Origin of the sequence: Clostridium cellulovorans 743B, from assembly GCF_000145275.1 — a bacterium.
GTDB lineage: Bacteria > Bacillota > Clostridia > Clostridiales > Clostridiaceae > Clostridium_K > Clostridium_K cellulovorans.
This window is the reverse complement of sequence record NC_014393.1, coordinates 4393685-4408154: the sequence shown is the minus strand read 5'-3', so window position 1 is coordinate 4408154 and position 14470 is coordinate 4393685. Positions and strand designations below refer to the sequence as shown.

Sequence of the window (14470 nt, the reverse complement as noted above, 5' to 3'; positions counted from 1 at the left end):
TATTATGGAGAGTGAAAAGTATCTATTATATCGATACAATAGTTTTTTTAAAAAAATTACTGATGGAACTTTGTTACGAGTAGGCTCAAGAGAAATGATAATAAAAGAACATTCTATACCTTATGAGGCTATTGTAACGACAATTGAAAAACTTCAAAGACCTGTTTTAGTTAGTGATATGGGATTGCTAAGTAAAGAAGAGATAACAATCATTAAATTTTTAATAAAAGTAAAGGTTGTAGCTTTATCAGAAATAGAATATGAAAAAAGTAATACTTTTCATTACTTATTAAGAAATTATGACGATTTTAACAAAATGCAAGAGCAGCTGTCAAAAGTTCAATTGGAAGTGATTCTTCCTAGGAAAGAAAAAAAGCAAGCTGATTTTATAGGAGATATTGGTTCAGCCTTTGAAGAAAAGAGAAAATTTTATCTAGATTATTCAGAAAATAAAGAAAAAAGATTCCTTCTTCTTGTGGCTACAAGTTTAGAGGATATTGAAGAAATCTTAAGTAGTAATGTGTATAAAGAATATGAAAGAATTATACTATTTACTACTTTTTTAAAAGAAAACTATATAACAGAGTTTAAGGACGTAGAAAAATTAAAAGTTTTACTTGAGAAAATTTTAAAGAATGAAAAAAGTGAAAAAGATGACTGTATAGATAAAAAGTTATTAACTTTTATGATGAATTATGTATTTATTCTTATTATGGATCAATGTTCAGAACATCAAAAATTTAATAATTCTTTTCTTATTAATAAAAGTTTAGAGGTTAAAAATAATTCTTTCAATGGTTTAGTTTTTAATAAAGAAATTTTTTCATTATCAATCGATGAGAGTTTAAAAGCTTTACCTAAAGAGGATAAAAAGTATTATATCAATGAATTTATTAAAGTTTCTAAGAATCTTTTAGATTTAAAGTTTAACTATGAGTTCTCTAAAGAGGATTATCTCAATGTTGTAACTACTGAAGTAAAAATTCAAGGAAAGCAAATAAAAGCACAGTATAAAGAAGAAGCTTTAGTTGGAGCAGCAGAAGGAAGTATTAAGTTAGCGCTAAAAGAAATATTTTTAGCATACGGAATCAATGTGAAACCGTTGATGGGGACTCAGGAAGTAGAAGAATATATTAATGAAGTAGAATCAGCTGGAAAGCCTGTAGATAGTATCAAGGTATTTGATGATATGGGGATTTTCCAAAAAACAGGGATTATTTTAGTTGAGGTATAAAGATGAGTAGAAAAGAAAAGATGTTAGAGTATACAGATCGAGTATTTTTTCTAGAAAAAGAAGTAGATGAAAAACAAGTTGCAAAGAATTTGCAAAGAAGAATTTTTGTAAACAAAAACATTACTCTCATCCCTAAGGAAGAGGAGCCTATAGAACCACTTGATAAGGTAACAGATGTTATTAAGTATGATTTTAGTGAAATTATGAAAAATAACGTTACAGAAAAGTCTTTTTATGAGATTCATTTTAGAGACTTTCAAGTTCAAGGTTTTACTTTAGATATTGCTTCAAAAAATGTATATGTCAGAAATAATTTAGATACATCTTTTGAAGATGAGGTTTATGATAAGAAAACTTTAAGGGTAAGGAATAAGGTAGATCTTTCGGGACTGAAGAAAGATCAATTTGATGAACGTTATGGGGTTATAACAAATATATATAAATATTTAGGAACTCATGATATAGCACTTGTAGGAAGTGAGTTTGTACATAACAAATCAGTTAACTTCTCCTATGGTAGAGAAAAGGAATTTGATGCAGCAGAGACCAGTGCTTTACTAGAACTTTTAGAAAGAAGAGCTATGTATGAAGTTGAGGGGGAGAAAATTCATACAAGCCTTGAAGAAGATGATGCAAATATTTTAGTTAATCCAGAACCTTTTTTATATTACGATCCTGTAGACGCAATAGTTGCTCCTTTTGATAGAAAACGTAAGTATACTTGGCTTAAGGTACTAGATTATAAAAAGAAAACTTTTAAGTATCTTCCACTTCAATTTTTTGATATGGATTGCGGCGATGAGCCAACTTTTGTATTGGAATCTTCTAATGGAGTAGCTCTTGGTGGGTCATTACAAGAATCAAGACTTTTTGCTTTATTAGAACTAGTTGAAAGAGATGCTTTTTTAAATTTTTGGTATAAGAAAGTAAAGGTTTATGAAATTGATCGCAGTTCTATTCCTGAGGCGTCAAGAAAAGAAATAGAAATCTTTGAGAGGGAAGGAAGAACGGTATATCTTCTGGATATTACTTTTGATATAGAAATTCCAACAGTATTATGTATTGTAATATCTGAAATTGATTCAGTGAGCACTTATATTAGTACTGCATCACATATTAATCCAGAGATTGCGATTAAGAATGCTATTTATGAATGTTTAGTTGGTCATAGAGTTTACAGTAGTAACGAGACCATGAGTAAGAAGACATATAATAATGATTATGATGTGGTGGATATGACTGATCATGTGAGTCATGCCGCTAAGAAGAGTTACATAGAAAATTATCGTTTCCTAATGGATGGATTAGAAAAGAAATCTATAAAAGAACTTTATAAAGAATATTATGATGGAAAATATGATAGTTTTAATAATGCTTCAGAACTATTAGATTATTTACTTTATGAAAAGATGAAAGACCAGGAAGAAATTTATTTTGCAGATCTTACTACAGAATTATCTTATAAAAATGGTTTTTATATATCCAAAATAGTTTCTCCTAAGATGTTAGCGATGACTTTTGGACATAGAAATAGGAGAATCAATAAAGAAAGAATTGAATGGGCATTGTCTCATTCAAAATATAAAGATAAAAGTTGTTTAGAAAGAGGGAGTATTAATGAGCGAGTACACCCGTTCCCTTAATTATAGAATGACAGAACGTTTTACCTTTCAGCGGTATGAAAGGTTTTCTGAGGATATACTTCCTAAGGAATCTGTTCTACGGTATGAGAAAGCTAGCAATCGAAGATATCGAATCAATGGCGATAACAAAGCTTTTGAGGAGTTATCAAAGGAAACATTTAGATTTGTTCGTTTTGAAGTAGACAACCCTTATCATATTCATACGATGATACCTTCTGCAAGAGGCTATAACAGTAATTGCATACTTCTTTATGAAACTGATAGAAACAAAGTATCTTTTTATGTCTATAGCTTACAGGAAGATTGTTTTTATCTTGTATATCAAAAGCCAAATACAAGCTTTAGTGAAAAAGTTGCTGAACTTTGGATTGTATATGACCGTGGGAAAATTGGGCAAAAATATGGTGACTTTGGATTTATTCTTTCTTTGTTAGATTGTGGACATTTACTGCATCAAGGAAAAATACATAGTTCTAGTTTAAAGAAACCTATGAAAGTTCATTATGGCGGTAAGCTTAAAGAAGAAATTCCTTGGGAAGTAAAAAATGGTTGTGTTTTGGCTCGGATAGATTTAAATGAGTATACGAATGAGGGAGAGTTAATTCTTCCTATAGAAGCCGGACGAGATGAACGTGAAATTATAGATCAAGTAAGTTTTTTACCACAAGATGGATTAGCGAAGGATCCGGTACTCAATGATTTCCTAGATAAATTTGTAGAGTGTCAGGGTTGGACCGAGGAAGTATTATTTGAGAATGATATTAATTCTAACCAATTAATATCCTATGCTAGGGAGAGAAGTAGCTCTCAAGCAGTGCAAGGATACTCTTTTTTAAAGCATTTTATAAAAAAAGAAGAATTTGAGAAAGTTGTTTCTTATGTTCAAAAACTAATAAACTATTCAGCCTATGGAGATTTTATCAGTGCAAATCTTTTACTTCCAACAGAGGATGGGATTGAACTTGCAATGATATTTAAGGATAAGATAGGAAGACATCACGTACAAGAATTTGATTTTAACAAAGTGTTATATGATTCAAAGGAATTTTTTGAACTAAGTAGATCATCAATAGTTGCATATACAAAAATTAATTATGATGTTTTAGAAGAAAATGAGAGTGTTTATGCTTATTGCATGATGCAATCAGCAGAGATAATTCATGGATTATCTTTGTGTCTTACTGGATTTGGATTATCTACAAGGCCAATGAAAAATATCAATGAAAAATATTTAGAGAGATGTTTTAATGAAGAAACTTTCTTTACATCTTATCTTTTGGTTGCAGGAAAATCTCATAACTATAGCTTATTTAGCAAATTCTAAAATATTTCATTCATGGAGCGTTTCATGAGAGTGTCATTAATCTGCAAGTGATGTTAGGAGGGATTGAGATGATATGGCATACCATTTATATTTACTGTCATGAAACAGTAAAGCAGGAAGAGCTAATGGTAAAGCTTAAAAGAATTTTAGATAAATCTAAGGAAAAGTGGTTTTTTATTAAGTATTGGCATGGAGGTCCACATGTAAGACTTCGATTCCAAGAACAAGATGAGCAATTCAGAGTAGAACTAGAAGAAGAAATTAAAAACTTTTTTAAAAATAACAAAGTAAATAATGTAGATAGAGATGTTTTCTATAGCTTTAATAATTTTGATGGTGAGGATGTTGATCCTGATACTCTTCCATGGTATGAGTCAGGGGACTATTTTTATACAGAATATATACCAGAGATTCGTAGATATGGAGAAGGAAATATTCTTGAAATGAACGAAAGCATATTTCATGCATCTTCTCTTTTAGCTTTAAAGGTTTTTGAAAAAGCGCTATCTTATAATTCCAGAATAGTATTAGCAGCTTATATTATTAAGAGAATATTATCTGAAACAATATCATTAGATATGGATTTCCTTGATCAATACCAAGCTTATTGGAAGTCCATGGCAGGAAAACTTAAGAAAGAGAATACCCAAGCATTGCAGAAAATAATGCATATGGTTATGGAAGAACAGCTTCCCTTTTCTTTCTTAGAAGAGAATATAGATATGCTAATAGATAACATGATAATTCTAAAACAAGAGTTGGCAATGGATGAATTTAAATATGTTCTTTCTTCCCAAATACATATGATGAACAACAGAATTTCTGTAACACCAGAGTTGGAATATGTTATTTCTAAAAATATGAGGGAGTACATTTATGAAAAAATGGAAGCTTGTAGATAGTAAGTATAGTGATATTTCGGTTGTGAAAAAATTTCACAGGCACACAATGCATTTAAAATCTAATATTGCAATTCAAGGAATGAAAAAAATAGATTATGAGCAATTTAGAAAAGCTAAGAATAATGAGAAGATTAGATTGTGTAATATAGAAGAAAGTGATATAGAAGATATAGGATTATTTAAAATTCTCGAAAGAAGAAGGACAAGCTGGTTTTTTGAAAAGGATATGGGAGAAAAAGAATTGTCTATAATTCTTCAAAAGTCCTTTGGAGTTACATTATCCACCTATTATAATGAATTTTTAGTTCATCTCAGGGCTTATGCATCTGCTGGAGCTATGTATGAAGTAAAACCTATTTTTTTTGTAAATGGAGTTGATGAGAAATTAGATGGCAAGATATTTGAATATTTACCAGAGAGTAATCAGTTGCATTTTATAAAAAAGGCATCATTAAGTGAGGTTGAAGACTTGACCTCTACAACGAAGTTTAGAGTACAAAGTTTTAGAAATGCTAAGATTGTTTTTTTCTTTGTATTTGATATGGAACCATTATTCGCTAAGTACGGGGCTTTGTCCTATAGATTAGGTTTATTAGAAGCTGGACATATGTGTACAACATGTCAATTAGTAGCTACTTCTTTAGGTTATAATACTGTACCTATGGGTGGATTTTATGATTTGGATGTAAAAGATTTTTTAACAGTAGATAGTAATCAATATTGTGTTTATATGTTGGCTGTTGGTTAGGGGGAACTTTATATGTTCATTAAACTTAAGGATCATTATAGTATCATCGCAGAAAAAAATAACTTTGTTATATATAATAGCGTTATGTCAAAGTTTGACTTTATTATAAGGATTGAAGACGAAAAAAAGAGAGAATTACTAGAAAAACTTCAAGAACCATTAGATTTAGATAAATTTGAAAAAGAAGATGAAATATTCCTAAAAGCCATGATTAAAAAATATTTACATAAATTCTTAGAAGAGGTCCCAGAAAAAAGTATAGATGCAGAAATAGAAAGAAATAAGCAAGTTCAAAAGTTTTTGGTTTTGCATAAAGACGCTTTTGACCTTACAGACTATGCATTACTAGCACTTGTAAAAGAGTCTTTATACAGAACTGCTTTTATCTTTATTGGTTTCAAAGAAAATAATAGTTTCTTTAGAGGTTTTAACACTGCTTTTGTGAATTCCTTAGAAGAAATTACTTTTGAAGAAAATGAAGTATATGTTATTAATCCACTACTTTTTTCAAGAGAAGCGATAAAAAGTTTTGAAGAGAAAGCTTTAGAGAAGAAATGTATAAGACTTTATGTAAAAGAAAATCTAAGGTTTTTAGAAATAGGTCCTACTTTGTTTGCAAAAGACTTTGGCTGCTATTGTTGTAATGAAATAGGAAAGTTAAATAATTTAGAAGAGAGTATTGAAAGTGTTTGGGTTAGTGGAGAATTATCAGATATGGCATTTTCTCTTATAGAAAGTGAACTGCTTAAAATCAGCAGAAAAATAATAGAATCTTTAGTGGAGGATATTACAATCTCAAAAGGTAAAGTATTTTGTTTAGATAAATACAAAATGGAAGCAGAACAACGTGAAATCGAACCAAATGAAAAATGCTTAATATGCCAAGGAGAAAGAATATGAGTTATATAACTAGATGGAAAGAAGAGACACCTAAAAATACAATTGCTAAAATTAAGAATTTTCTAAAAGAACATGATATAGAAGTTGAAGAAGTAAATAAGACAAATTCTAAAGGATGTTATGCATTAACCTTGATACTTAAAGACACGAATCTATTTGTTAATGGAAAAGGGACAACTCTTGAATATGCTACAGCTAGCGCCTATGGGGAATTTATGGAGAGAATATCTACCCTAGTGCTTTTCCGTTATAATCATAAAGGTCTTACGACTAAGGATGAAGGACCTATATATATTAATGAAGAATTGTTTTTTACAAGTGAGGAATATTATTCAAATGATGTTTTAAGAGTCGTTAGTGATTATAATATTTCCTATGAAGAAGCATTAGCTGTGCAAGAATATTTTACAAGTTTTAATGAAAAGTTAGTTGTGGAAGAATTAACTCATTTAGTAACTGGAGAGAAAAAACTTTTTCCTATGAGTATGACAGATATACTTTACGGAACTAATGGGATGTCATATGGTAACACGTTAGACGAAGCTAAAGTTCAAGCTCTATCAGAAGTTTTTGAGAGATATGCAAACCGAGAAATTGTAAAAAGACGGTTGACGCCACCTATAATAGAGAATATTGAAGAGTTATTAAATCCACAATTATATTCACTTATTCAAGAAATTCAGGGTGAAGAACTGACCTTCAAGATTATGGATGCAGGAATCGGCCTAGAACTTCCAGTTATTTGTGTTCTTTTTGAGCATATACCATCAAATAAGTACTATGTTAAGTTTGGAGCTCATTTTGATATTAATATTGCTGTTGAACGTTGTTTTACAGAACTTTTTCAAGGAAGAAATATAAATGATTTAGGGTTTCTTAAAGAAAAGGTTTATGTAGACGATTTATCATGGCAGGAAACAAATCTAGAGTCAATTTTACATAATGGAGATGGTTATTATCCTTTGGAACTTTTTAAGGAAGATGAGCATAGCTATCCAAAGAAACAATGGGGAAATATTTCTTCTAATAGTGAAGGAGTAAAGGTTTTTGAAGCCTTGCTAAATTCATTATCTAAGAAAGTATATTTTAAGGATTATAGTCATCATGGACATCACGTTGTTCGTTATCTTGTAGAAGGTATTAGTGAAATTCATATTAGAATAGATCAAAAAATAGCTTGGCAAATAAACATAGTAAAAATTGTAGCAAAATTAAAGAGACTTACTACTTTAACAGTAGTTGAACTTAGATCGGTAATATCATTTATTGAAAGCAGCTCTTCAAGGGAAGATGTTACGCTTATTCCATACTTTAGACATCCGATAAAGTTAGGTAGTAGATATCGTTATTTTAATTTGATCCTTCTACGTTTTGTTTTAGCAGTAAAAGAAAAGGATAGAGAGAAAGCTCTAATTGAGGCTGAGAAATATGGAAGTTTACTGAATAAGAATGAAAATATAGAAGCAAGTCTCAAGAGTATATTGCAATTTATGGAACAGCCGTTATCTGAGGAAAAATATAATTCTCTTATTGAAGTGATCACGATAAAAATCTTTAAATTTAATGAATTGGAAGAAGAAGATTTTTGTCAAAAAGGAGAGTGCTATTGCAATGGAATTGCAAGAAACTATAAAAAGATCAAGGGAATTCTTAAAGGAGAATAAAAAAACTTTCTATATTAGTATCTTGGAGCAAGATGGAATTTTCTTTCTTTCAAGTGAAATAGCCAACACTATTAGAGATTTAGACCTTGGAGTTGTTTCTATAAGAGATTTAGAAGGGTTTTTTAGAAAATTTAAATTTGAGAGCTTAGAGATTAATATTATATCTACTGTATCGCAAGAAGAAAGTAGAGGGAAGAGACTTTTTGATAAACTTTGGACTGTGGGAGAATATACAGTAAAATACCATAAAGTTTTAGCATCAGATCAAATAATAAAACCTTATGAAAAAATTGCTGAAGAATATAAAAGAAATTCAATATTTGCTTATGTTTCTCAAAATTACCCAATAGAAGATATTAGAAGATGTAAACATTTAAAGATTGGAACTGACGTATCAATTGAGAAGCTAGAGTTTGTAAAAGACATTCCTTTAAACAGTGTTATTATTTATCAAGAAGAGGATAAAAATCACAAAGAAGCCATATTCAATGTTCTTTACGATAAATCAGATTTTATATGTTATGGAAATATGAATTTCAAGAAAAATGAACTAAGAGTTTTAAGACTTTCTACTTCGGAAATTATGAGCTTTTTACGAAAGGTTGAAGCTGGGGAAAAAATAGCAAGCTATTTTCCTCAGTTCCACTTTATAGAAGGGATTAAAGAGAAGTTTGGAATTTGTTCAATGCATTTACTCCAAATAAGAGAAGATGGAATATACACAAAATTCTATGGAGAAGATTTTTGGATTGGTGAAATAAATGATTCTTATGAAAATTTGTTGCTAAGACTCACAAATGTCTCTAGAGTCGACCGTGTAAGAACCTACAAAATGATAGAAGTAATTTTTTATTATGTTTCAAGACTCTCAATCCAAGAGCCTTATAAAATTTCAAATATATTATTTTCATCTATGAAAAACTCTCAGTTATCAGATTATGTATGGCCATTTTTGGGGATACGAACAGAGCAATATCTCTATATTATAGATATAGAAGAAAGAAAAATTAAGAAAACGATGAAGAAAAGTTTGTCGTTGGAAAATCTTTTTAACGAAGGTTTTGGTCATAGGCTTTTAGAAAATGAAGGTTTTAAAGTTTTACATAAAAATATCAAGGAAGCTTTTAAAATATAAAGGAGATTGTATGAAGGTTATTATTGGAGGTTTAAGCAAATTAGGTAGGGAATATTTAAAAACTTATAATAGTAAAGTACTTATTTTGGAACATGCAGAAGCTATAGGAAGACATATAAATTTTATCAAAGAAAAAGGATATAAATATTTCCCAATTGATTTTAGATACTTAACTCAAGAAGAACTAGAAGGGTTAGGAATCTTTTTAAGAGAATTAGATGAGGAAATATCAAGTGTTTTGGTGATGAGCGGGACAAGTTCCACACAATCTGTACATTCAATAACTTTAGAAGAATGGGAGAATGTATTCTCTGTTTCTCTTAAAGGCCCTTTTTTTGCAGTGAAACAAATGCTTCCTTATTTAAAAGAAAAGGGAAATATTGTAGTAATCTCTTCTATGAACTCTGTAATGCCCCATCCTAAAAGAGCTGATTATAGCTTAGCAAAAGCTGCTTTGAATATGTGGGTAAAGAATCTTGCTGTTGAACTGAAAGAAAAACATATTTATGTAAATGCTATTCTACCTGGTTATATTTATGAAGAAGATTATTATAATAGCGCTCTTTTATATACAAAAGAAAATGGAAAAATGGTTGGAGATTATCTTATATCATATGAAGATGTGGTAAATCTGATACAATATTTATTAGAAAAGAATTTTGGGGCGATGAATGGCCAGCTCTTTTTAATGGATAAAGGTTTCAGCCTTTAATTTAAGATAACTTTATAAGCCAGAGGTTTAATAAATAAAATGTAGATGATTTATGATTTGAGAGGATATCATGAGACTAAATACGTTATTCATTTATTTAAAAAATAACCATGGATTTTATTCAACTGTACAAGAAAAGCATAATACAAAAATTCAAGAATTCTTAAAAGAAAATAATATTCAAGCAATTCAATTTATTGAAAATAATATATCAAATATAGTTGATTTTGTAGAGGATATATTGGTTGAAGGATCTATTAACATAGCTTTTTATGTAGATAATGGTAACTTCAGAATTAGTTCAGTCATAACAAAAGAACTGAAAGAAAACTTTGGTAATATAAGGGTAATATGGTTGGGAGATGAATTTTCATATTATGAATATGCCATGGAGAAATTTAAGGTAGATATATGTATTTTGGCTGAATATGAAGAAACCTTTTTAAAATTATTATCTGGAGATACTTTATCAGAGAGTAATAATATATTAGTTAAAAACGATGAGGGTTTAGGACTAAAGAAAGATTTTATTTCAACAAATTTTGAAAATGATTCAATTTACTTGGAGATAATAGATAAAGAAAATAGATTGATGATGGGCAGTGGAAATATTATTTCATCAGAAAAAGAGAATTTTGATAAGATAGATTTTTATAAAGATACTATGAAAGTTGACTTGGAGTCAAAGATTACTGGAATATATCCGAGTTTTGGTGTAGGTAACAATACTAGGCAAATTTACATAGGGAAGAATAATCTTAAGGAAGAGCAATATGAAAAGCTAAAAACATACTCTAGCATAAATAGTACAATTCTTTCTTGGGGAGATAATAGCAACCTTCAAAATAACTATACTAACAATCTAAAGATAGCTGAAAGAAAAAATTATTTTCTTTCACACTTTCATCAAATATATGAAGATGAAGGTGTAAAATTTATTAAATTTGATGGCTATACGAAGTGTATAGAAGTTTGTTGCCTTGATTATTTAAAGGTATCTAATGATACGAAGAGAGTGAATAATACTAATGAATCTACTAATAAAAACATTGATACAAATGTATTAATGAGTACAATGAAAGAAAATCATATAGAATATTTAACTATTACTAGTAGAGAGGATTTTAATAAATTTACTGAGGATCTAGAGTTTTTCATGGAATATGGAAAATTTAAATATCATAATGTGAAATTTATTTTAGAAAATCAGTGTAGGTATAGTACTAGTGGTGCATGTACTATAAAGAATTTGATTCGGTTTAATTTAGATGAAGAAATGAACATAATACCTTGTAATGGTTGTAGAAAAGTTGTGGGAAATATAAATGATCCTTATATAAAGACTGTAAGAAAGATATATAAGGAGGCTGAGAAAGTACACACATCGCGAAAATGTATAGAATGTGAAGTGAAAGATAGTTGTTCAAAGTGTATTATGCTTCCAGAGTTTCTTTCAGAGGAAGAGTATTGTTGGTTTATGAAAAAATATAAAATCATCGATGAGTTTAATGTGAAAAAATCTATATTAAGATATTTAGTGAGAGAATCTAATGTTTTTTCAAAAATAAAAGTTGATGATGTTAAGTTCAGTTCTAAATATATATCACATATATTACCTAATAATATTTATATTCAAGGAGAGAGTGTTGTACTTGATAAAATACACCTTATATATATAGTAGATATGCCTATGATTTTTGAAGTCAATACGGGACGGATTATGAAAATAAGTAAACAAATTGCACTGATTATCGAAGGCGGGCTTAAGGGAACTTCGAAGGATATGATGATTGAAGCTTATGGACAGGTATTTAATGTAGACAAAAATATCAGTAGAAAAGCAGTAGAAATAATCTTAGATAAATTGCTTGCTATGAGGTATATAAAAATAAAAGAATAGTGACATAAAGGTATACATATAGGAGGGAAACTTCAAAAAAATTATAGATTTTCTATAATAATTAATGTGAAATTAGGCTGTATATAATATAGAGTGATATCTCTCTAAGGATAGGTGATTATATGAAAGGACAAGGAAAGTTTACATGGAACCCTTTAAGAAGAGCTGATGATATAGATAATTTAAAATGCATTACAAGTGCTGAGGGTTGCCATATATATGATGAGTATGGAAAAAGATATCTAGATTGTCAATCTGGTTTGTGGAACGTATCATTAGGCTATGGAAACAAGCATATAATTGATGCTATAGTAAATCAGTTAAATAAGGTAACTTATGTTAATCCTTGTGAACATACAAATGATACTGTATTGAGGTTGTCTAAAAAAATTATTGATATTACGCCAGAGAAATTTAATAGTATTTTTTTTACTTGTACAGGCTCTGAATCTGTTGAATTAGCCATTAAATATGTTAGGAAGTATCAATCCCTTATAGGAAACTATAGGAAGAATAAAATAGCTGTTCTAAGTGCTTCATATCATGGGAGTTACTATGGCTCAATGTCAGCTAGCCAAGTAGAAAATAATTTTAAGGACGGCTATGGGCCATTCCTTGATGGATTTATTAGTTTTCCTATACCATTTTGCAGATGTTGTAAGATTGATGAATTAAAAAAAGAGTGTTTAGATGGATTTCTCATTGAACTAGAGAAAAACTTTGAAAAGTATAAAGAACATTTAGGTGCTATAATACTTGAACCAATATTAGGTTCAGGCGGGGTTATTACACTACATAAAGAGTATTTGCAGTTACTTAGAGAGTTGTGCGATAAATATGGAGTATTATTGATATTTGATGAAGTAGCCACAGGCTTTGGACGTACAGGGAAGATGTTTGCTTTTGAACACTATCAAGTAATACCAGATATAATTTGTTTATCAAAGTGTATGAATAGTGGTTATTTGCCAATAGGAGCTGTGTTGATAAGTGATAAAGTTAAGGAGCCTTTTATCAAGAGTGAAAGTTTAGTATTTCATTTATCTACACAAAACTGTAATCCAGTGTGTTGTGCTTCAGCAGAAGCTGTAATAGATCAACTGCAAGAAGAAAATTATATAGAAGCCGTTGAGATCAAAGGAAAGAGGCTAAAAGAAAAGTTGCAGGAGCGACTGATAGATCATAATTTGGTCTTTGACATAAGAGGCAGAGGTCTTATGTTATCAATTGATTTGGTGGATAGTAAGGCAACGAATGAATTGATTAATAAAGATAAATTAGATAACATTATAAGATTACTAAAAAATAGAGGGTTAATAGTTGGAAAGTTTCATATTGACAATGTTACTGCTGGAATAGACCTTTTTCCCCATTTCATAGTAAATGAAAAAGATATGGATGAAATAGCTGATACTATATCAAAGGTATTAAATAGGTTTGGATAAAAAAATAGTAACTAGTCGAATAAGGAATATATTAAGAATTTATTTTTGTGCATTAATATAGTAATACTTGTTGATAGTTTAAGCAGGGGGTTATTGGGAAGTGTTCCAATAACTCCTCTCTTTTTATATTTTTATAGGAGTGATATCTTTTAATAGTCTAAGGACTTCAAATTATTTCTTGGATTCACTAATATAGGTTTCAAGAAATAGAGTAAAATACTTGAAAGTCGTTGATAATCATTGTATTATTCTGTTAATGGCTATGATTTCAATAAATAATGATGTTTAAGGCAAATAGGACGATGATGGATGGATTTAGATGAAATGAGAGTAAATATTGCAAAGAGAGGAAAATGAGGCATTCATATTATAATTACGTCTGTTTTTATTTGGTGTCTCGTACTTCTTGTATGGCTGTTGCCGATAAAAAATATTGAGAGCAAGAATATGTTAACTTTCTTTGTTTTGACACCACTATTACCTTTCTCGTATGTGGTTTCGAAAATAGTAAAATCAGAGTTTTCATCAAAAGATAACCCACTTAATAAATTGGGACTCTTATTTTCTATGAATCAAATGTTGTATATTTTGATTCATATGTGGGTATATCCAACAGTACCTGATAAAATGTTGATGGTTATGGCAATTATTTTTGGGGCACATTTAATGCCTTTTGGTTGGTTGTATAAATCAAGAGCATATTCAATAATGTCCGTAGTATCTATTACGGCGCTGATTATTGTCGTTAAATTCAATTCAATTGTGCTTTCAATTGTCATGATAGTATTTGAAATTGTATTTAGTATATGGTTAATGTTCGAAAATAGCACTTCAAATTCTTTAAAGAGTTAGGTAAGGTAAAA

Annotated in this window: 12 protein-coding genes; all 12 read left to right on the top strand. The window is 29.5% G+C overall.

All coding sequences use genetic code 11. The features are described 5' to 3' along the window. Window positions 1–4: 4 nt before the first annotated feature. The 12 genes from CLOCEL_RS18090 (at window position 5) to CLOCEL_RS18035 (ending at window position 14459) form a co-directional block, all read left to right on the top strand. Window positions 5–1234 (top strand): hypothetical protein, encoded by a 1230-nt coding sequence (locus CLOCEL_RS18090; RefSeq protein WP_013291931.1) that lies wholly within the window; start codon window positions 5–7, stop codon window positions 1232–1234. Window positions 1235–1236: 2 nt separating this feature from the next. Beyond that, complete coding sequence (locus CLOCEL_RS18085; RefSeq protein ID WP_010073635.1) at window positions 1237–2877, top strand: YcaO-like family protein; 1641 nt, start codon at window positions 1237–1239, stop codon at window positions 2875–2877. Beyond that, window positions 2852–4201, top strand: a complete 1350-nt coding sequence (locus CLOCEL_RS18080; RefSeq protein WP_010073634.1) for a hypothetical protein — start codon at window positions 2852–2854, stop codon at window positions 4199–4201. The genes CLOCEL_RS18085 and CLOCEL_RS18080 overlap by 26 nt, the downstream gene beginning before the upstream one ends. Window positions 4202–4269: 68 nt before the next feature. Further along, window positions 4270–5103, top strand: a complete 834-nt coding sequence (locus tag CLOCEL_RS18075; protein WP_010073633.1) for a lantibiotic dehydratase C-terminal domain-containing protein — start codon at window positions 4270–4272, stop codon at window positions 5101–5103. Further along, complete coding sequence (locus CLOCEL_RS18070; RefSeq protein ID WP_010073632.1) at window positions 5078–5851, top strand: SagB/ThcOx family dehydrogenase; 774 nt, start codon at window positions 5078–5080, stop codon at window positions 5849–5851. The genes CLOCEL_RS18075 and CLOCEL_RS18070 overlap by 26 nt, the downstream gene beginning before the upstream one ends. Window positions 5852–5863: 12 nt before the next feature. Beyond that, the gene (locus CLOCEL_RS18065) at window positions 5864–6751 is read left to right on the top strand and encodes a hypothetical protein (protein WP_010073631.1); all 888 of its coding nucleotides are present in this window, start codon (window positions 5864–5866) and stop codon (window positions 6749–6751) included. Beyond that, on the top strand, window positions 6748–8415 hold the full coding sequence (locus tag CLOCEL_RS18060) for a YcaO-like family protein (protein ID WP_010073630.1): 1668 nt from the start codon (window positions 6748–6750) through the stop codon (window positions 8413–8415). The genes CLOCEL_RS18065 and CLOCEL_RS18060 overlap by 4 nt, the downstream gene beginning before the upstream one ends. Continuing rightward, window positions 8363–9550 (top strand): hypothetical protein, encoded by a 1188-nt coding sequence (locus CLOCEL_RS18055; protein WP_010073629.1) that lies wholly within the window; start codon window positions 8363–8365, stop codon window positions 9548–9550. The genes CLOCEL_RS18060 and CLOCEL_RS18055 overlap by 53 nt, the downstream gene beginning before the upstream one ends. Window positions 9551–9560: 10 nt before the next feature. Continuing rightward, entirely contained in the window at window positions 9561–10262 is a 702-nt protein-coding gene (locus CLOCEL_RS18050; protein WP_013291930.1) for an SDR family NAD(P)-dependent oxidoreductase, read from the top strand. Between the two features lie 70 nt (window positions 10263–10332). Then, window positions 10333–12162 (top strand): radical SAM protein, encoded by a 1830-nt coding sequence (locus CLOCEL_RS18045; protein ID WP_010073627.1) that lies wholly within the window; start codon window positions 10333–10335, stop codon window positions 12160–12162. A 122-nt stretch (window positions 12163–12284) separates the two neighbouring features. Then, window positions 12285–13607 (top strand): aminotransferase family protein, encoded by a 1323-nt coding sequence (locus tag CLOCEL_RS18040; RefSeq protein ID WP_010073626.1) that lies wholly within the window; start codon window positions 12285–12287, stop codon window positions 13605–13607. Between the two features lie 360 nt (window positions 13608–13967). Further along, complete coding sequence (locus CLOCEL_RS18035) at window positions 13968–14459, top strand: DUF7010 family protein (RefSeq protein WP_423200097.1); 492 nt, start codon at window positions 13968–13970, stop codon at window positions 14457–14459. Window positions 14460–14470 lie beyond the last annotated feature (11 nt).

Coding starts and splice junctions, on each gene's coding strand:
- CLOCEL_RS18090 (WP_013291931.1), top strand. CDS start 5: ATGGAGAGTGAAAAGTATCTATTATATCGATACAATAGTTTTTTTAAA.
- CLOCEL_RS18085 (WP_010073635.1), top strand. CDS start 1,237: ATGAGTAGAAAAGAAAAGATGTTAGAGTATACAGATCGAGTATTTTTT.
- CLOCEL_RS18080 (WP_010073634.1), top strand. CDS start 2,852: ATGAGCGAGTACACCCGTTCCCTTAATTATAGAATGACAGAACGTTTT.
- CLOCEL_RS18075 (WP_010073633.1), top strand. CDS start 4,270: ATGATATGGCATACCATTTATATTTACTGTCATGAAACAGTAAAGCAG.
- CLOCEL_RS18070 (WP_010073632.1), top strand. CDS start 5,078: ATGAAAAAATGGAAGCTTGTAGATAGTAAGTATAGTGATATTTCGGTT.
- CLOCEL_RS18065 (WP_010073631.1), top strand. CDS start 5,864: ATGTTCATTAAACTTAAGGATCATTATAGTATCATCGCAGAAAAAAAT.
- CLOCEL_RS18060 (WP_010073630.1), top strand. CDS start 6,748: ATGAGTTATATAACTAGATGGAAAGAAGAGACACCTAAAAATACAATT.
- CLOCEL_RS18055 (WP_010073629.1), top strand. CDS start 8,363: ATGGAATTGCAAGAAACTATAAAAAGATCAAGGGAATTCTTAAAGGAG.
- CLOCEL_RS18050 (WP_013291930.1), top strand. CDS start 9,561: ATGAAGGTTATTATTGGAGGTTTAAGCAAATTAGGTAGGGAATATTTA.
- CLOCEL_RS18045 (WP_010073627.1), top strand. CDS start 10,333: ATGAGACTAAATACGTTATTCATTTATTTAAAAAATAACCATGGATTT.
- CLOCEL_RS18040 (WP_010073626.1), top strand. CDS start 12,285: ATGAAAGGACAAGGAAAGTTTACATGGAACCCTTTAAGAAGAGCTGAT.